This window comes from Fuerstiella marisgermanici (assembly GCF_001983935.1).
GTDB lineage: Bacteria > Planctomycetota > Planctomycetia > Planctomycetales > Planctomycetaceae > Fuerstiella > Fuerstiella marisgermanici.
Genome location: NZ_CP017641.1, coordinates 3,996,441 through 4,015,023, shown reverse-complemented (window position 1 = coordinate 4,015,023; position 18,583 = coordinate 3,996,441). Strand labels below are relative to the sequence as shown.

General features: G+C 53.5%; 14 protein-coding genes. 7 read left to right on the top strand and 7 right to left on the bottom strand.

The genetic code is table 11. The features are described from left to right. Positions 1 to 1,095 (bottom strand): Gfo/Idh/MocA family protein, encoded by a 1,095-nt coding sequence (locus tag Fuma_RS15050; protein WP_077024844.1) that lies wholly within the window; start codon positions 1,093 to 1,095, stop codon positions 1 to 3. A gap of 275 nt (positions 1,096 to 1,370) precedes the next feature. On the opposite strand from Fuma_RS15050, the gene Fuma_RS15045 reads away from it, so the two are divergent. After that, entirely contained in the window at positions 1,371 to 2,519 is a 1,149-nt protein-coding gene (locus Fuma_RS15045; RefSeq protein ID WP_077024843.1) for a XylR family transcriptional regulator, read from the top strand. A gap of 90 nt (positions 2,520 to 2,609) precedes the next feature. Then, on the top strand, positions 2,610 to 3,707 hold the full coding sequence (locus Fuma_RS15040) for a hypothetical protein (RefSeq protein WP_218922448.1): 1,098 nt from the start codon (positions 2,610 to 2,612) through the stop codon (positions 3,705 to 3,707). A gap of 8 nt (positions 3,708 to 3,715) precedes the next feature. Here Fuma_RS15040 and Fuma_RS15035 read toward each other — a convergent pair whose 3' ends face one another. The 3 genes from Fuma_RS15035 to Fuma_RS15015 form a co-directional block, all read right to left on the bottom strand. Then, positions 3,716 to 5,176 (bottom strand): right-handed parallel beta-helix repeat-containing protein, encoded by a 1,461-nt coding sequence (locus Fuma_RS15035; protein WP_077024842.1) that lies wholly within the window; start codon positions 5,174 to 5,176, stop codon positions 3,716 to 3,718. A gap of 465 nt (positions 5,177 to 5,641) precedes the next feature. Further along, complete coding sequence (locus tag Fuma_RS34210; protein ID WP_083732068.1) at positions 5,642 to 8,305, bottom strand: alpha/beta fold hydrolase; 2,664 nt, start codon at positions 8,303 to 8,305, stop codon at positions 5,642 to 5,644. Positions 8,306 to 8,348: 43 nt separating this feature from the next. After that, entirely contained in the window at positions 8,349 to 8,792 is a 444-nt protein-coding gene (locus Fuma_RS15015) for a MarR family winged helix-turn-helix transcriptional regulator (RefSeq protein WP_229360930.1), read from the bottom strand. Positions 8,793 to 8,925: 133 nt separating this feature from the next. Between Fuma_RS15015 and Fuma_RS34205 the strand changes: the two genes are divergently transcribed. The 3 genes from Fuma_RS34205 (at position 8,926) to Fuma_RS14995 (ending at position 14,841) form a co-directional block, all read left to right on the top strand. Then, on the top strand, positions 8,926 to 12,513 hold the full coding sequence (locus tag Fuma_RS34205) for an oligogalacturonate lyase family protein (RefSeq protein WP_083732067.1): 3,588 nt from the start codon (positions 8,926 to 8,928) through the stop codon (positions 12,511 to 12,513). A 228-nt stretch (positions 12,514 to 12,741) separates the two neighbouring features. Then, positions 12,742 to 13,800, top strand: a complete 1,059-nt coding sequence (locus Fuma_RS15000) for an integrase core domain-containing protein (protein ID WP_077024841.1) — start codon at positions 12,742 to 12,744, stop codon at positions 13,798 to 13,800. 162 nt (positions 13,801 to 13,962) lie between these two features. Beyond that, positions 13,963 to 14,841 (top strand): hypothetical protein, encoded by an 879-nt coding sequence (locus tag Fuma_RS14995; RefSeq protein WP_077024840.1) that lies wholly within the window; start codon positions 13,963 to 13,965, stop codon positions 14,839 to 14,841. A 94-nt stretch (positions 14,842 to 14,935) separates the two neighbouring features. Here Fuma_RS14995 and Fuma_RS14990 read toward each other — a convergent pair whose 3' ends face one another. From Fuma_RS14990 to Fuma_RS14980, 3 genes are all read right to left on the bottom strand, one after another. Then, positions 14,936 to 15,916 (bottom strand): DUF4365 domain-containing protein, encoded by a 981-nt coding sequence (locus tag Fuma_RS14990; RefSeq protein ID WP_158521005.1) that lies wholly within the window; start codon positions 15,914 to 15,916, stop codon positions 14,936 to 14,938. Positions 15,917 to 16,076: 160 nt separating this feature from the next. Beyond that, a complete protein-coding gene (locus Fuma_RS14985) occupies positions 16,077 to 16,460 on the bottom strand; it encodes a hypothetical protein (protein WP_077024838.1) in 384 nt (127 codons plus the stop codon). 23 nt (positions 16,461 to 16,483) lie between these two features. Next, positions 16,484 to 17,167 (bottom strand): hypothetical protein, encoded by a 684-nt coding sequence (locus Fuma_RS14980; protein WP_077024837.1) that lies wholly within the window; start codon positions 17,165 to 17,167, stop codon positions 16,484 to 16,486. Between the two features lie 193 nt (positions 17,168 to 17,360). On the opposite strand from Fuma_RS14980, the gene Fuma_RS36570 reads away from it, so the two are divergent. Then, positions 17,361 to 17,528: an SEC-C metal-binding domain-containing protein gene (locus tag Fuma_RS36570; protein WP_077024836.1), complete on the top strand. Its 168-nt coding sequence runs from the start codon at positions 17,361 to 17,363 to the stop codon at positions 17,526 to 17,528. Between the two features lie 128 nt (positions 17,529 to 17,656). After that, the gene (locus Fuma_RS14970) at positions 17,657 to 18,550 is read left to right on the top strand and encodes an ADP-ribosylglycohydrolase family protein (RefSeq protein WP_077024835.1); all 894 of its coding nucleotides are present in this window, start codon (positions 17,657 to 17,659) and stop codon (positions 18,548 to 18,550) included. The last annotated feature ends 33 nt before the right edge of the window (positions 18,551 to 18,583 follow it).

Genomic DNA, 18,583 nt, shown 5'->3' with positions numbered 1-18,583 from the left:
TCAGCCAAGGGTGAACTCCGGCAGACGAACGATCTCGCCGCCTTTGGTCGCGGATTCATGGGCGCAGATTCCGACGCATGTCCAGTTTGCACTGGTGACCGCATTTGGCTTCGGATCACGATCTTCTAGCAGAGCCGAAACGAATTCATGAACCAAGTGTGGATGCGAGCCGCCGTGACCACCTCCCTGTAGGAACGACAGGTGCTCGGCGTCGTGAATTTCCGCAGGAAGCGTGAATCGTTGAATCTCTTCCGGCAACAGATGTGCGAAGTCCGGAACTTCGATCTTCTCCGGAATCTCTGGTTCCGGCTTCTTCGCCGTGTGAATCACGTGAGGTTCGTTTTCGACCAGCGTCCACTCGAAACTCTTCTTGGTGCCGTATACATCAAAACTTTCGCGATACTGACGAGCAACATCGTACAGACAACGCCAGATGTGAGCAGTAACATCGGAGTCTTTGACCTTGATGTGAGCCGACTGCAGTGCAAACGTGTTTCCGGACTTCTTGGCGATATCGTCTCGAACTTTGCCGGAACCGAAACAACTAACATACTCAGCCAATCCATCAACTAGTCCCAGACAAGGACTGACGACGTGCGTCGCATAATGCATCGGGATCATTTCTTCCCAGTAGCTCGGCCAACCGTCCATGTCCTGTGGATGTGACGCTGCCAGATGCTGGATTTTTCCCAGTTCACCTTTGTCGTACAGGTCTTTGATGAACAGGTATTCGCGGCTATAGACGACGGTCTCTGCCATCATGTACTTCAGACCAGTTTCTTTGACTTTCTCGACGATCTGGCGACAGTCGTCGATCGTCGTTGCCATGGGGACCGTACACATCACGTGCTTGCCTGCGTCGAGCGCCTTCAGCGACATCCACGCGTGATCGGGAATCGGACTGTTGATATGGACGAAGTCGATGTCCGGGTCAGCAAGCACTTGATCGTAATCGGTGTATCGCTTCTCGATGCCGAATTGGTCGCCGGACTTGTTCAGTTCAGCTTCGTTGCGACGGCAAATCGCGGTGACATCTGCGTTTGGGTGTGCCTTGTAGATGGGAATAAACTCAGCACCGAATCCCAATCCAATCATGGCGGCATTGACAGTACGACTCACAGGATTCTTCCTTTCATTCACGTGTGCAGTCACGACACGCTGGGAAACAATTTCGAGTAAACGGCCCATACCGACCGCGTGAACTGGGCGCGGAGACCACTCCGATTGTGCTTATTGTCGCATCCAACAGTTGTTCCGCCATGACATATCGCGCACAATAATTGAGATATTTCACCGACAAATTGCGGCTTTCAGGAAGCAAAGCGGCTCAACTCCTACTGCGTCAAACGCAACTACTGAGTATTTTTTCGATGCCGCGACGAAGCGTTGCCCTACTGATTGAAACCTCGAATTCGTACTCTCGTGGCGTGTTGGACGGAATTACGGAGTACGTTCGCCATCATGAACGATGGTCCATCTTTTTGCCCGAACAGGAACGTGGCGGCAGGCCACCTCAATGGCTTGGACGGTGGAGCGGTGACGGAATCATCGCGAGAATCGAAACCGACGAGATCGCCGCGTCGTTGCGAAGAACCAAGTTGCCGGTCGTCGATGTGAGTGCTGCTCGACACCTGCCGGATATTCCGTGGGTGGAAACCGACGACGAGGCCATCGCCGAACTCGGTGTCCAGCATCTCCTCGACCGAGGCTTTCGGAATCTGGCCTACTGCGGCGATCCGGGTTTCAACTGGTCGAACTGGAGGCGAGACAAATTCCGATTGCTTGTGGAGTCGGCCGGAGTCGCTGCCAATGTTTACGATTCGTTGTCGCGCAATGACCCGAAGTACTCTTGGAACCGTGAGAAACGAGGCCTTGCAAAATGGCTGAAAGACCTGCCTCGCCCGATCGGGATCTTTGCCTGTTACGACATTCAAGCTCAAAAGCTGCTTGAAGTCTGCCGGGAACTGGACATCGCCGTACCTGAACAAATCGCGGTGCTGGGAGTCGACAACGACCAGCTTCTGTGTGAACTTTCCGATCCACCGTTGTCGAGCATCATTTGCAATACGCAAAGGACAGGGTTCGAGGCAGCAGCTTTGTTGGACCGCATGATGAACGGTGAACAAATTGATTCTGCGCCGGTCCTCGTCGCTCCGCAGGGCATTCAAACTCGGCAGTCGACCGACATTTTGGCCATCGACGATCCGGACGTCGCCACCGCGTTGCGATTCATTCGCGAACATGCGCTGGAAGGAATCAACGTGGCGGATGTCGTGCGACACGTGCCGCTGTCGCGACGAGTTCTGGAAAGCCGATTCAAGAAGATCCTTGGTCGGTCACCACATGAAGAGCTGACCCGACTAAAGCTGGAACGGATCAAAGAGTTGTTGACTGAAACAGATCTCTCGTTGTCCGAAATTGCAAGGCGGACCGGATTCGAGCACGACGAATACATGTGCGTGTTCTTTCGCAAGCTGGAAGGCATGCCACCGGGACAGTTTCGACAACCGAATCGGTAAACGCAGATGTTGGCCAAGGGGAAACTTTGCCGCCCGCATGGTAAGATTGCTGGGATAGATGCAAGTCGTTTTAAAACCAAAAGGTTAAGCATGCACTCACCAAGCGAGAGCAGTTCACTCATTCGACGGGAGTTCATCCGTCTGTCCACCGGAATCATTAGCGGGATGGCAGTGCCGGGGCTTATGAGCCGTTCGGTTTGCGCCGAGGATGTGCGAGCAGCAACGGCCACTCCGATCGCCGAGTCTTTTCTTTCAAGTGGTCTCAATGCACTGGCGCGCGCTCACCATATGAGTTCGATGGCCGGGCATCTGGGAGCCTCCCTGATTGCCGGCTACTTCGTCGGCGAGCAGCGTCCCAACCTTGATCCTTCAGTTTACGAGGGCATCGAAGGCGATCTTGCACGAGTCATCCGCGGCGAGTCGGTCTTTGGGAAGAAGATGTCGAAAAAGTCGACGCTGTCGGACGCAGAGTTGTTTGAGCCTTTTCCGAAGCAGAAACCAGATGAAACACTCATCGATGGCATCGCTGAAGGGCTTGAAAAAGGAATCGACAAACCTCGCCAATCCGGGCACAACGTCATCTTTGCGTGTTTGGCGATCCGCGCGCTGAAGCAGCATCCTGAACTCGCCACGCCTGCCATCGTCGACGGAATCCGGAGGCTAATGGCTATGTTTGCGAACGAGACACCCGGTAGTGGCTACTACGGTGCGAAGCGTGGAAGAATACACGGGAACAAGATCACTCTGCCAGAAGACGATGGAACCCCGGCTTACAACGACATCGATTCGATGGTGATCGCTGTTCTCGATGAAGCGATTGAATTGACTCCTGAGGTTCACCGCAGCGGTTACGGAGGTCTTGTCCATGTCATCAACCATGCCGCCGCAATTGTCGATCTTGCAGATTGCGGTTACGACGAATTAGCACAGCGGGCGATTCAATCGCATCGCCATCATCTTCGTCTTTGGAGGAACCTCCCAAACGTCGCCGACGAAAAAGGCCCAACGCAGGTTTCCAAATTCACGCCTCACGTGGCTGAATACTGGAAATCTGGGTCGGTACCGTACGATCGTGCTTTACTGACTCACCGAGTTAAGACCATGTTCGGCTTCGATGAACTCGCTGCGGCGGTTGACAATCAGGCGAAAGAGAAGGCAGCGTACGAAAAGCTGCGTTATCTGATGTAGCCGCTAGATTACTTTGCTTCGTCAGTTCGGACATCGTTGCGCCACCCCTCGAAAGTGTTGTCGGATTGTGACAATCTTGACCCCTTCAGCGCCCAGATGCCGATATTTGGTGGGCCGCCATTGCGAGGTTTGGGACAGACGAAGTTATTGTGGACAGCTTGCAGTTCACCGGCCAGTCGAATGCAAGCAACTCCCGAGCCTTGAATCGTATTTTCGACGAACGATGCTTTGCTGCCGGCAAAGATCATCACGATCGGAGGAATGCCTCCGTCTCGCGACAGTTCGTTACGCGTCGCGGTCACGTTCCATCCGGGGTGGATGCCGATGGCCACCTTTGCATTGTTGATCACCCGGTTCTTCGTCAGTGTTGACTGCCCGTTCGTACATTCGGCAAAGCCGATTCCGGCAGCCTCGTTGTCGTGACAATAATTGCCTGTGAGGATTGTCACAGCATCACTCTCCTGACCGATTCCAGCCGCTGCGTTTTCGTAACATTCGTTTTCGATGATTGTCGGGTGCGAGCGTGTTCGAGCTCCGATGCCTGCCAGTTTGTTGCGGTAACACCGATTCCTGCAAATCGTCGGAGCTGCGTCTTCTTCCGATCCGATGCCCGCCATTTCGTTCTCGTAGCAATCGTTGTCTACAATGATCGGTCGAGTCGTTTCGAGCGTCCGGACACCGATCCCTGCGCGGCGATTTTCGTAGCACTTGTTACCGCGTACAACGGGACAGGCACCTTCGCTGATACCGATGCCCGCTCGAATGTTGCCATAGCATGTATTTTCGCCAACGAGTGGGCTGGCGTTGTCGTGGCCAATTCCGGCGTAGAAGTTTTCGTAGCAAACGTTCTTTCGGATCGTGGCGGTCGATTGTTTCATCGAACCGATGCCGCCTCCCATATTTCGGAAGCAGACGTTGCTGACGATTAAAGGAGAGCAGTCCAGATTTTCGTTTCCGCTGATCGCGATACCAGTGTAGCCAATATGATGGACAATGTTGTTTCGCACGATGCAGTTCACGCTTGTCACGGCGATTCCCGGCGTTCCGGGAGCACCGATGTGTTCGTGACTTTGTTCGTTGCCGTGAGTCGCATGGTGATGCCGCCATTTGTCCTCATCGTATTGGCCGACACCGGTCACCGTGAATCCATCCAAAACCGACCCCTCAGCCATCGTGACCCCGGCACCTTTCACACTCGCTGAACCATCAATGATCGTCTGCTCAGCTCGAAGGAGTCCGATTTTACGGGCAGCATCATCACCAGCACTCTTCAACGTGACACCGTCTTTCATGACGACACGTTCCAGATATCGTCCCTTGTCGACGAGCACTGTGTCGCCCTGTTCTGCTGCGTCGATTGCCGACTGAATGGAAGTGTATTCCGACGGGACTCGCAAGGTCTTGGCTTGTGTCATTGCGGAATGGCAATGAAGCAACACAAATGCACCAATCAGCATCAATCTGGTCATTAGTCATACCTCGCGAGTTTGCTGTCCAGCAGCAACACACTTCTGTCGCTATCCGGCTTCGGCTGCCCCTGAATTTCCCGACATCATACCGGAACTCATCCAGAAGCGTAGCTCGGTGCGGCACAACGCATTTCACGTTGCACGACAAACGCCTTCCAGGTCGACACGCTGGCTGCCAATTTTTGAATTGCTTTCGGGTTCACGATGGTCCAGAAACCGTGATGACCCCGGAGAGAGGCGTCATGAGAATCAAGTACTCTATTTTTTGTTTAGATGCGGCCCAACGGCATGGCACATAAGAGGCCAGACATAACCTGACGACAATCGCTTCTCCGTTCTCCGGCGGTGAACAATTCAGGAGTTGAGTTTCGTGTGGGCCATTGCCTGCGGAATGTCAAGTTCCGCAGGTGTATCGGCTTGTCGACACCAGTAGCTTCTGGCTTTTCGCCGCTTAAAAACTGTCGATCATTCGTAAAGTGTCGAGAGGAACTGTGACAGCACTTCGCAGGTACGGTTCAACTGGTCGTGGTGAAGATTATGGCCCGCGTTGTCGATGTGCACGAGTTTACCGTTCTGCATCGCACTGGCTGCTTCATGGTGGGCTTTGCGATCATCAGGAGACGCATCGGTTTTCAATATCAACGCGGGAACGGAAATCTTCTGCAATGAATCACCAATCCGCATCGCTCCCGTCATGACCGCGAACTGCTCACGTGAGTAAGCGCCGTGATATTGCTTCTTTGACAACGCCCAGTACTGGCAATCCACGAAGTCCCATTTGGGGCTGTCACGGCGACACTTGGCGACCAGTTCGTCAAAGGGGTAGTTGTTCTGAGCAACAAGTTCCTCTGCTGAACCGAACATACTGACGGTAAGACGTTTCGTTTTGGGGCGGTCAGCCTGCCGGTCTGTGCCGTCCTCAGAGCGACGCTGACGACTGCCGCGTTGGCCGCCCCTGTTTCGAGCGCCTTCCAGCAGTGGATCGAGCATGATCACCGCTTTGGCCAGATCCGGATACTCCGCGCCCAAACGCATCACCGTGTGAGCACCCATTGAGTGCCCCACAACGATCGGCTTCTTCAATTCCAACGCGTCGATCGCAGCAGCCACGTCTTTGATCAGAGTGTCTGCGTCGTCGGAAGCAGTGAAAAGATCGGAGAGTCCGTGTCCGCGAGCATCGAGCATATAGATGTCGTAGTCGTCTTGCAGCTTCAAAGTCAGCGTTGCCCAGCAGAGCCCGTTGTCGGTGATGCCATGCACCATCACCATCGGCGGTTTGTCGGCCGCCGGAACCGCGCGGTAATAGTGCAGGCGAATGCCATTGGCATAGAGATAGCCGTCGGACCATCCATGAGGAATGGCCGGAGGGTAACCGGTCCGAACCGTGGCGTCAGCTGGCGAAGCGCTGGACATCTTTGATGTCTGGGTTGGAAAGTTCTTCGTCTCGACGGTCCACTTTGGATCTTTGGCGAGCGTGCTGTCTTCACCGAGGAACATCTTTGACGCTTCGCTTTTGCCTTTCAGTTGCCAGTTGAGCCAGGCGAGTGCGACTGGTGTGTATTCTCCGCCGTGAGGTCGCGCATATGTTCCAGCGTGCCCGACGTCGAAGTTGGTCATCACGATCGGTACATGGTTGACTCGGGAAAAATCGTCCATGGCGTTCTTGTAGGCGATGTCCGACGGACCACCCATGATGTACAGGACCGGAGCATGAAACTTCTTCAGCACTTCTTTCTTGAGCGGTGGCATTCCGGGAATCGGAGACGGTTCCGGTAACACACCGCTGTTGCAGACCACTGTCGTGGAAATTCTGGGATCAACAGAGATTTCGATCGCTTGAAGTCCGCCACATGACATGCCCATCGCGGCCACCTTCCCGCTGTCAACTTTCCCGAAGTAGTCGCTCTGCTTGCGTTTGCCTTCCGCGACAATCCAATCAAGTGCTGTGGTGAGCTGGCTGGACTTAGTCTTCTGCCGCAAAGTTTCGTTACGCGTTTCAATTTGATCGAGCAGGCCGATTGCCAGAACAACGTATCCGTGCGAGGCAATCTCATTGAGAAAGTTCTTGTGTTCCTGAGTCGTGTTCGCACAAGCTCCGTTTCCCCACAGCAGGATTTGCAACTTCCGCGTTTCGCCGAATGGCGACATGTCGCGCGGACGATAGATCGTCATGCCGGCCAGCGATAAATCTTCGGTCGCGATTGCCGAAAACGGACCAGTCCCACCATCTTCGATCATGACTTCCGCAGCTGCAGATGTCTTGCCTGAAGCTGTCTTTTCTGGCGGCGTGGGCTTGAGATGCTCGGCGAAGAATTTCTCGATCGCCGGATCGGTCACGTGCAGTTTTTCGTTGTAGGCCAGTCCGTGCTCTGCGCCATCGATTCGCAGGTATTTGATTCCCGCCCCGGCGGCTTTCATCTTTTTGACAAAGTCATCGGTCAGCTCTGCACGAACAATTCGGTCCTCGCTTCCCTGAATCAGAAACAGCGGTGGATGATCCTTGGCGATATAGCCGATTGGCCACCATTTGGACTTCGCCATGGGAACGTCTCGTCCCAGTTCGGTTGGCGGCGAACCGGCGGCAGCGACGTTGACGACACTGGAATACTCCTCCCAGCCCCCGTCGCCCTCCAGGCGGGCCGACTTCGGAGCCATCGCCAGCATCAAAGCCAGGTGTGCTCCGGCAGAATGTCCGTAAGCTCCGATTCGTTCGGGATCGACATGATAGTTTTCGGCATGAGCTCTCAACCAGCGGACGGCGCACTTCACATCTTCAATACATGCGGGAAACGGAGCCTCGCCGGTCAAGCGATACTCAACGTTGATGGTCACGTAGCCCTTCGCAGCGTAGTCCGTCATCATCTTTTGATAGACGTCGACCGATTTTGAACCGCCACGCCAGCCGCCGCCATGAACGATCACCAGCGCCGGACGCAGGGCGTCGGTTTGTTCTACTGGCATCGCAAGATCCAGCCGCCAGGCTTTGCTGGGGCCGTCGCGATACGCGATGTCATGGATCACTTTGACATCGTCTTCCTGTATTGGAGCTGGTTCCTGCGATCGAACAGGCCCGGCAAAGATCACCGACAGACACAGCGTCAACACCGCCCAGCGTGCATGGTCATTCATCGCATTCTCCAGACTCGTTATTTGCGGGCACTCGGACTTTGATCTACTTGGCACCTTCGGTTGATTGCGGCGTCAGCGACTCAGCGACCTGCATAAGGATTCGCACAAGAGCGTGCGCGTCCTCGTTGCTGATGTCACTCACCGTCTGCGTACGAATGGACTCGCCTGCTTCCCAGAGTTGGCGAAACTTTCGTCGCCCGGCTGAAGTCAATGCTGCCGTCCGCGCCCGGCCGTCGGTGGGATGAGCATCTCGACGAACCAATCCGCGTTCTTCCAGCAAAACCAGCATCGCTCGGACAGTGCTCGGATCGGACGGCATCCGAAGCGCGAGCTCCTTCTGTGTCAAAGGCTCTTCCTCAGAAAGAGCTGCCAGTAAGACAAACTGGTCCGCCGTCACGCCGTGCGCTACGAAGGCTGCATCGGATCGGCGGTGCATCGTCAGGTAGGCAGCGCGAAGCATCAACGGGATCTGTTCTTTCGGATTCAACGAGCGGCTCCACTTTCAAATAGTGCGTATACGCACTATATTAAGGCAGGTGTAACCGGGTTTGCAACCACCATGTCAGGTTCGCTCGAACCTTGTGTGATCCATCGAAGAAAAGTCCGACGAGATTTCCGAAATGAACAAAACACTTTTGGCTCTTCCGTTGTGTCTGGTTGCCTGTTTCCTGTTGGCTGCAAAAAGTCGAGCGGACGAGACGAAACCGTCGGCCAATGACGCGCTCACGATAAAACTGGCGAAGGCAATCGAGCGACTCGGCGAGCAGGGAAGCTATCGCTGGACAAGTGAAGCTGCGGTTCCTGAGGAAACACGTTTCCGCCCCGGTCCCGAGACAGGCGCAACAGTACAAGGCGGTGTAATTCACGCCACGCTGTCGTTCGGCCCTCGTTCCACGCAGATTGTCATCGATGGAGATAAAGCTGCGGTCAGCAATCACGATGGTCGTTGGGAGACTGTTTCGCTTTCCGATCAGGGGTATGGTTCGGAAGGGTTTGCCGCGTCGATCGCACGAGGTATTGACACACCAGCAGCAGAAGCCAAAGAGTTGGCGGCCGAGTTGATATCGCTTGAAGCAGGCGGTGATGCCCTTGTCGGAACATTGTCTGTTAATAACGCAAAGAACCGGCTGGACACACCTCGTCGGGGAGAATCGGTGCGAGATACGAAGGGCACTATTCGCTTCTGGATCATCGATGGCGTGCTAACAAAGTATGTGCTTCGAGTCGAAGGTACAGTCGGCGATGATGACCGGCGGCGCACGAGTTGGCGTCAGACCACGGTCGAAGTGAAAGACATCGGTGCTGCGAAGCTTGACCTGCCGCGTGGAGCAACCGAAGCCCTGAAGCGCCCGTTGCCGAAGCGCGCGCCTCGACTTAGCGATGCACAGGAAGCAGCACTGCTCAAGTTGCGTGGCAAACGCGACGTCGGCGTTCACGATCCGTCATCCATCGTCAAGTGTGGCGACGAGTATTGGTTCTTTTCGACCGGAACCGGCGTCTCTTCGTGGCGATCTAAAGATCTTCAAACCTGGCAGCGTGGGCCACAAGTTTTCCCTGAGATTCCGAATTGGGTGACCGATGTTGTTCCCGGCCAGCGCGGTCACTTCTGGGCACCCGATGTTATCCAAATGGGTGATCGGTATCTGCTTTATTACTCGGTCTCCAGCTTTGGAAAGAATACGTCTGCTATCGCCCTTGCTTGGACCCCGACGTTGAATCCCGAGGACCCTGAATTCGGCTGGACCGACCATGGAGTCGTGATTCAGTCCAGCAGCGAAGATGACTTCAATGCGATTGACCCGGCGGTGATTCGCACCGAATCGGGTGAGTTCTGGATGTCACTCGGGTCTTTTTGGAGCGGGTTGAAGCTGATCCAACTCGATCCGCAGTCGGGCAAGCGGATTGCAGATGATAAGCCAGTTCGTTCCATCGCCAGTTACCGCCAGATCGAAGCGCCGCAAATCTATCAACATGATGGGTGGTTTTACCTGTTTGTGAATTGGGGCAAATGCTGCAGCGGCGTCGACAGCACTTACAATATTCGCGTCGGACGAAGTCGAAAGATCACGGGGCCGTACCTGGACAAGGACGGAGACGATTTAGCGAAAGGTGGCGGCACGCTATTGCTCGGCAGCGAAGGACCCTTCATCGGCCCGGGGCATGCGAATATTTTTCGCGATGGCGACCGCTATCTATTGAGCTGCCATTACTACGATGGAACCGAACGAGGTCGATCCAAGTTGTCGATCCAGGAATTGACGTGGTCAGAGGAAGGTTGGCCGTTGGTTGCCAGGGCACCGGATCTTGAGCAGGCGTCAAACCCTACCGATCAGGTACCGACGGAGTGGATCGATCCCAAGACCGGACATCGAGTTGTACGGCTGTCGAAACAGGCTGGCAGTGCGAGTTTGTACTTTCACCAAAACGCTTACTCACCCGAAGGCGACAAGCTGCTGGTTTCGACTCCGCGTGGCTTGGAGACTGTCGATTTGGACACTCGCGAATTGAAAGTAGTTGTGCCCAGGCAGAGCTACCGGATGGGCGGCAGCAGCGGCGTCGAAATGGGCCGCAAGTCACGATATGTCTATTACTCCACACGGTCTCGGGAAGGAACGGTCGTGCGAGCGACGCATATCGACACCGGGAAGACTCGCGAGATCGTCACGCTTCCGCGCGGCTCCAGTTTCAACGGCGTCAATGCCGACGAAACATTGTTGTTTGGATTGATGCAGGAATTCCGCCGCGATCGCGAGCGTTTGAGAAAACTCTTTACGGTCGAGATTGATTCCGGAAAACTCGAAACGTTTCATCCGTCGCGAGATTGGCTGAACCATCTGCAATGTTCACCCACCGATCCGAACTTTGGGCTGTTTTGTCACGAAGGATCGTGGCACGAACTAGATCGTGTCTGGACGATTCGCTTTGGCAGCGATGAGCCAAAACTGATGCATAAGCGTCAGCAGAAATATGAAATTGCTGGGCACGAATTTTTCAGCGCCGATGGCCAGTGGGTTTGGTATGACCTGCAAACTCCGCGAGCCGATCAATTCTGGCTCGCTGGAGTTCACGTCAAGACCGGCGAGCGGATTGGATATCGCCTCGCACGCGAAGAATGGTCGGTTCACTACAACATTTCGCGCGACGGCAAACTGATTGCCGGCGACGGAGGCGGCCCGGAAAGCGTTGCCAACCAGACGCCTCTCCCTGAAAAGCGACGCCTGAAGCCGTCTCGCAATGGCCAGTGGATCTATCTGTTTCGCCCTGACAGCGAATTCAACGCCGGAACTCTCAGTGGTGAGCAAGCAAAGCTTGGCACGGTGACGGCAGAGAAATTAGTCGATCTCTCCACGCACGATTACGACCTCGAACCCAACGTCACCTTCACACCCGACGGAAAGTGGATCGTCTTTCGCTCCAACATGCATGGCGAGCGTCATGTCTACATGGTCAGCGCCAAGCGTGTGGCCAAACCGAACGAAGTCGATCCAACAACTTCGCAGTCAAAAACTGAATCAGACAGCGGCAAACGTCGCTTGGTTCTGATTGGTGACTCAACGGTCAAGAACGGCCGGGGTCGCGGTGACGACGGCATGTTCGGTTGGGGCCAACTGATCGACAAGCACTTCGATTCCGAAAAGCTGGAAGTCGAAAACCGCGCACTCGGCGGACGCAGCAGTCGCACCTATCTGACGGAAGGGCTTTGGCAGAAATCACTCGACCGATTACGCGAAGGCGATTTCGTGATGATGCAGTTCGGTCACAATGACGGCGGCAAGATGTTCGAGGGCGATCGACCACGTGCATCCATCAAAGGCAACAGCGACGAATCGATCGACGGGGTGGTGGAAGCAACCGGCAACCCGGAAACCGTTCATAGCTTTGGCTGGTATCTAAGGAAATGCATCGCTGACGCGAAAGCCAAAGGAGCCATCCCCATCGTCTTGTCGCAAGTCCCGCGCGACCGCTGGCAGGACGGCCGCGTGATTCGATCGGACAAAGACTACGGTCTGTGGGCGCGAGAGGCCGCCAAACAATCCGGCGCTCTGTTCATTGATCTGAATGAAATTGTGTCACGCCGCTATGAAGAATTGGGCGAAGCAAAAGTCGGACGCGACCTGTTCACCGGTGGGTCCATTTTACGCGCCGATCAGACCCCCGAAGTGGGTCCGTTTTACACGCCGATCTCCAGCGGCTGGCGTATCGGTTGAAACATGTACCTTTTTGCGAATTCACGAGCACTGTTTCGCCGCTCGTGATGCCAAATGGCGATGGCATCGCACCATCAGACGGCCCACTTTTGCAGCCTGTGACGGTCGCCAAATCCGGGCTCAAAAATGCGGAGATTTGAGGGCGAAAATCGCTCACCAAAAAGGTGCATTTCGGGGTACAACGAATGTGTACACCCAGCCTTTTTAGCACGTTCGACGATATCGGCGATGACCAGACTATTCCATCCTTTACTTGCTCTAATTGCCTCAGCCAGCGACCGTGAGTTGGCTCGGTACATCGAATATCTGAAGGAAGAGAACAAGATTCTCCGGGCACGCATTCCGGGGCAGGTCCACACCAAGCCCGAGGAACGAAAACGGTTGCTGAAATTGGGCAAGGCACTTGGTAAAGCGATTGAAGAACTGATCACCATCGTCAAGCCAGCGACCTTCTATCGATGGATTCGGGATCAATCTGAGGAGCCCAAGAAGAAGCGAAAAGGTGGTCAACGGAAGTCACGTGAATTGCGTGAGCTAGTGATCGAGATCGCCAAACAAACCGGCTTCGGATATACCCGAATAATCGGCGAGTTGCGAAAAATGGGGATCAAGAGGATCAGCCGTCAGACGATTCGCAACATCCTGAAAGAGGAAGGCATCGAACCGAGTCCTGATCGCACTTCGGATTCATGGACGAACTTTTTGGAACGTCATGCGGGGACACTGTGGGCGTGTGATTTCTTCTCAGTGAAGACTGTGACCGCACGTGGCATTCGAGAAGTGTATTTGCTGGCCTTCATCTGTCTTGAGACCAGAGAAGCAATCGTTTCTCCGGGAACAGAACACCCGAATTCTGCGTGGGTTGTCGAACAGACTGAGATGTTTCTCAGCCGCACGGCGAAGCGTGAACTGAAACCATCTGTCGTCATTCACGACAGGGATACGAAGTTCACCAAAGAGTTTGTTACGAAGCTCGGCGAGAGCGATGTGCGAACAAATGCGTTGCCGAAAGCGTCACCGAATCTGAACGGACGCTGCGAGAGGTTTATTCAAACGATAAAGCTGGAGTGCTTGGCGAGATTCGTAATTTTCGGCACACACCATCTCGACCATTTGGTCAGCGAATTCGTCGCTTATTACAACAATCATCGGTCGCATTCTTCACGAGAAAGCCTGCCTCCGATTCGGCACATACCGGATGAAATTGACACGATTCAACTGGATGAAATTGTGGTGAAGTCACATGTCGGAGGGCTGGTGAAGTCGTTCGAGAAGAAGGCGGCGTGAACTACGGTGTCCCGTAATTTGTTCCGAATCGAGTCGGGTGACAACGGGCTTTCAATGGCCCAACGATTTTCGTTGGCGGCCTACTCTTGATTGCATAATCAGAATCGCCTTTGATCTCACCAGATCACAATGACATCCTGACTTGAACCTTGGAGCAATAGAATGGCAAATCTTGGAGTTTGTTCGTCGAAATGGGAGATTGGAACACCGACTTCAGCTGTTTCGACTCTTCGAACACTCAGCGAAGACGAATTCAAGTCATACATGGATGCCTCAACTGCACTGGGACGTTTTGCCCGCAAACGCCACTTGTTTCAAATCGTGGAGCTGAATCGTGACGCTTTCCACGATTGTTTGCGAACGCTCGGATCAGAATTTGAGGACGATACTGCCATTTCATGGGATCGTGCAAACACGATGATTTTGACTGTTAATGGACATATCCTCAATTTTCTTTCAGCGGTTCGCACATTTCTTGATCACACCGAAACAAATATCAAAAGAGAATATGGTGACCCTTCTGACAACCTGACGAATTTCAAGAAACAGACCGCAGAAGAATTCGATGATTGCTTCTCGTACAGGTTCTTGTACCTACTACGCAACTTCACGCAACATTGTGGTATGCCTCTGGGTGAGTTGAGTCTGCGAGCCGACGCTCGCCCCGGGACAGAGCGACCAGATACGACTTTGGAATTACTTTTCTATCGAGACCATTTACTGACCAATTTCTCAAATTGGAAGATGGTCAAAACTGAACTGGAACAATTGGAAGAGAAGTTTCCGGTGACACAGCACGTCGATGAAATGGTCACCTGCCTTGAACGAGTTGACTCAGTTGTGATCAGAGACGATGCACCACAACTTTCGCCCCATGTCGCCACACTCGAAGCAATGGTTCAAGAAGTGTCGCACTTGAGCGGTGCTCCTTGTGTACTGACCGAAGTCACGCCGATTTCTGGCGGGGTCAACATGACACTTCAACGAATTCAACTGGAGCAGGTTAGCATGGTAAAGTCGCTTTTAGCATCACACACTTAGCGACTTGGCATGGTTGGCTTCATCTGCTTTCTTCACGCTCAGTGACGACGTGTCACTGAAGCAATCGCTTGAGATCAAACAGATTCTAAACCACTTACCACTGTGCAAGGCAGGCGGCCAGATGTGTTGGTAGATTCCACTCACGGCATACTTCCTCGTAGTTTCGGCTTAAGACGTTCAGGCCATTCCAGAAATTGCTCATGTCGAGGTTAAACATCTCCTCACGGGAGTGGGAGTGATTCAGAGACCATTGCGTGAATGGATGAGAAGCAAACCACCCGTCCAACGGAACGCCGGGGAGCACCGAGTCGAGATGCAGCAACCATCGGAAGTAATCTTCCGATATCTTCCAATCATGCCCACCCCACACGTCGAGTCGGCGGAGGCTGCCTAGAAAATGTTTAGCTGTATTCCTTTGCTCTTCCCCGTCAGAACAGAATGAAAGTTCGTGTCGTTGGTAAGCGAACAGATTGAAAGCTGAATAGAACTTCGAACGCTTCGCTATGAACCGGATAATGGCTGTGCCCGCCCCGTGAACTTCACTTCGAGACAGTTCGTTTTTCATAGGAACGTTCAGGGTAATTGTCGCTTGCTCGTAGTACAGCGGTTTTTCTGGCACAACAATTTTGTCGATGTAGTCGTTCAAACATAGGAATAGGACACGACGGCTATCTAACGACACCAAAAAAAGCATCACGACTGTGGATGCGCCCATTGCCTGCACTGTTCTAAGTAACGACGTGTCAATTTGGTGCTTGACCACCTCAATGTTCTGAGTCTCATCGTCGCTAGTGTAAGAAGTGGGCTGGGGCTTTGTTACGTTGTGGCGGGGTTGTGCAGTCAACGTTGTCGTTGAAAACTTACCAACTGATTTCACCTGCACGAAGAAATGTTCACCTAACGTCTCTACCTGCCCGGAACCAGCAAAGTCTTCAAAGGTCTCAACGGCGAGGTCAAGGCCATAGTCAGGACGATACTGCCGGACCACCCACGATCTGGGTAACGCCGCCGAAACGATCTGAATTGATTCGTCTTCCATCACGTGCTGCTCTGCACGTTGCTTTCGCTTACCCATTTGGATGTTCATTCAGTTACTGAAAATCGAAGGAGCTTACAGTCTATTCGCCAAGTCGCTCGTGTCCATGTTGAAGCCGGATGCAGTCAATCGCTGGTGTACAAGCACTCCATCGTTGACCTCCAACGATAGGCTGAACTTAATCGAGAATCACTGTTGTTCATTCTCCCCACGCTTCCTTCTCGAACGGGTTGTCATGGTAACCGTCTTTACCTCGCAGCCACAGAAACAGCGAACAAGCCCAATAAGCCGGACCAAGGAATGGCCCCCATCGCTCATATTGACGAACATGGACCAATTCATGTTCTCGTGAAATGTCGAGAGCAGCCTTGGTTCGGCCAAGAATCACATGGCCCAATGTCATCGCCATCACAAGATCACTCGGCAGTCGTGACAGGAACCATTCGACTCCGCCCCCGTAGAATTCCAGCGGCCAACGCCGAAGTACACGGCCACGAGTACACAGGCCGAAAAGCCCGATCAGCAAACCGAGAATTGTGTAGGGCAGTGCCCAGATGATTGCGATTGGGCGGATGATGAGCATCTCGTAATTCTATCAGGGCTCCATCAGCCGTAAACGGCCTTGCGGACGACCGTCGTTGTCACGAAGTCGGCTTGTTCACTCTCTGAAATATCGTCATCGGCCGACAGTGACACGGACGCAATCATCGTGGAGTTGACGACTCGCACAAGATCTGGATTTGGATCAACGATTTCGGCTGTGTGGAGAACCCCAAGTAGCCGACCGTCGCCAATTGGGTTCGTGCTGTTGTTGATGATCAGTATTTGAAAGCTGGTGTTGTCGAAGTCGTCGGTTTCGGTCGTGTAATCGGCAAGTTTATTCTGCCCACTGACGAACATCGGATTGAAACGATCCAAGAATTCAGCCGGGGTAATTCCAAGGGCGTGAGCACACTTCGAATAGTCCGACATTGCCACACGACTTTGCACAAGCGTCGGCTCATATCCCAGCATCAAAACTGACTCGTTCGGGCCACCGTCTCTGTGAGGCTTCGTCGTGACTTGCTGGTCGAACCTACCCATTGATTGGTAAATAAGCCGTCGCCCCCGATATTGAACTTCAAGCTGATCAAATTGACGTTTCAATTCGACCATCAGTTGTCGCTGAGCTTCGGAACCATAGTCCGCCCCAAGGTTGAGCAAGGCGAATCCCGGCTGACTGAAGTCTGTTCGGAAAACCAAAGGGTACAGGTTCCGGGCAATTTCAATTGGTGTCTTATTGGCTTTCATGACCGCATTCTCCATTCACTTGAGTCATTCTTCGGACACCTCAGATGACCTGCCTGTTCGTATGTTGCTCAAAAATGGCGAACCAGATTTCGATTTCGGTGTCGATTGTTCCACCAACGAAAGATAGGAAAGGAAGGTGCGCCGTGCGAAACTCAAATCATGAACATGACGAACTGCCATTTTTTTCGAGACGATGAGCAAACGTCGCCGGGGATTCCCCTCCGAAACTCAGGTGAAGCAAGGAGTACGAATCGTCCACGGTGATAAACTGCTGGAAGAGAAGCTCGGACGTAACGATCTGTGTCCGTGTAATTCGGGCAAACGCTACAAGAAGTGTTGCCTCAAGAAAGGCTGCTTTTGACGGTGTGAATCGGGATCACTTTTTTCAGGGACTGACATCCAAGGCCCACATGGTTCAGGTCAACCGTGTGGGCTGTTTTGTTAGACTTTACTCGCTACGAATGGATTTCCTGACTTGAGGCGTGGGACATGACTGAAGACCGATTGGGTAGAGCGTGTTTGTCGTTAGACGGTCTGTCCATTGGCGATGCATTTGGGCAGCAGTTTTTCTCACCGAATGTTGCCGCAGAATCAAAACGCAGCAACCCACCAACACCACCGTGGAATTACACAGACGATACGGAAATGGCGATTGCACTCACAGAAACACTGAGAGTGTGCGAGTCCGTTGATCAGGAGTTTTTCGTTCAGCAGCTTGTCGAAAGATATCAGTCAGAACCGAATCGTGGATACGGAGCCGGTGCTCGACGGCTCCTTGAAGACGTTGCGGAAGGTGGATGCTGGAAGACGCTGAGCCAACAGATGTTCAGTGGCAGTGGCTCACATGGTAACGGTGCGGCGATGCGGGTCTCTCCGCTTGTCGCATGGTTTGCTGATGACATTGACCTTACGATAAAGCAGGCAGCACTTTCTGCGGAAGTTACGCATACTCACCCAGAAGCGATTGTCGGGGCCATCGCAGTAGCCCTGTCATCTGGTTGGGCGTGGCGGCGTAGATCCGAGCAACCCGAAGAGTTGATTCCTTGGGTTATCTCAAAACTTGACCAAAGTGAAGTTCGTCGCCGACTGGAATGGGTGGCGACATATCCACTTGATACGTGGGCGTACACGATAGCCTCACAAGTTGGTTGTGGGGATGAAATCAGCAGTCAGGACACCGTGCCGTTTTGCCTTTGGATGGCTGCGGCACATCTCAATGACTACAGCGAAGCAATGTGGACTGCCGCACGAGTCGGCGGAGATATGGATACGACGTGCGCCATCATTGGTGGAATCGTCGCCATGAGTGTTGGATCTGAAGGAATCCCAGCCGACTGGAAGCTGAACCGTGAACCACTCGGCTGGAGCAGCCGTCCGAATTGAATTTACCGCCAACTGGCTAATGAGAAGAGCGTC

What these genes read in the sequence shown, in the direction of transcription:
- Fuma_RS15050 (WP_077024844.1), bottom strand. Translation starts at nt 1,095, where the DNA reads ATGATTGGATTGGGATTCGGTGCTGAGTTTATTCCCATCTACAAGGCA.
- Fuma_RS15045 (WP_077024843.1), top strand. Translation starts at nt 1,371, where the DNA reads ATGCCGCGACGAAGCGTTGCCCTACTGATTGAAACCTCGAATTCGTAC.
- Fuma_RS15040 (WP_218922448.1), top strand. Translation starts at nt 2,610, where the DNA reads ATGCACTCACCAAGCGAGAGCAGTTCACTCATTCGACGGGAGTTCATC.
- Fuma_RS15035 (WP_077024842.1), bottom strand. Translation starts at nt 5,176, where the DNA reads ATGACCAGATTGATGCTGATTGGTGCATTTGTGTTGCTTCATTGCCAT.
- Fuma_RS34210 (WP_083732068.1), bottom strand. Translation starts at nt 8,305, where the DNA reads ATGAATGACCATGCACGCTGGGCGGTGTTGACGCTGTGTCTGTCGGTG.
- Fuma_RS34205 (WP_083732067.1), top strand. Translation starts at nt 8,926, where the DNA reads ATGAACAAAACACTTTTGGCTCTTCCGTTGTGTCTGGTTGCCTGTTTC.
- Fuma_RS15000 (WP_077024841.1), top strand. Translation starts at nt 12,742, where the DNA reads ATGACCAGACTATTCCATCCTTTACTTGCTCTAATTGCCTCAGCCAGC.
- Fuma_RS14995 (WP_077024840.1), top strand. Translation starts at nt 13,963, where the DNA reads ATGGCAAATCTTGGAGTTTGTTCGTCGAAATGGGAGATTGGAACACCG.
- Fuma_RS14990 (WP_158521005.1), bottom strand. Translation starts at nt 15,916, where the DNA reads ATGGGTAAGCGAAAGCAACGTGCAGAGCAGCACGTGATGGAAGACGAA.
- Fuma_RS14985 (WP_077024838.1), bottom strand. Translation starts at nt 16,460, where the DNA reads ATGCTCATCATCCGCCCAATCGCAATCATCTGGGCACTGCCCTACACA.
- Fuma_RS14980 (WP_077024837.1), bottom strand. Translation starts at nt 17,167, where the DNA reads ATGAAAGCCAATAAGACACCAATTGAAATTGCCCGGAACCTGTACCCT.
- Fuma_RS36570 (WP_077024836.1), top strand. Translation starts at nt 17,361, where the DNA reads ATGAGCAAACGTCGCCGGGGATTCCCCTCCGAAACTCAGGTGAAGCAA.
- Fuma_RS14970 (WP_077024835.1), top strand. Translation starts at nt 17,657, where the DNA reads ATGACTGAAGACCGATTGGGTAGAGCGTGTTTGTCGTTAGACGGTCTG.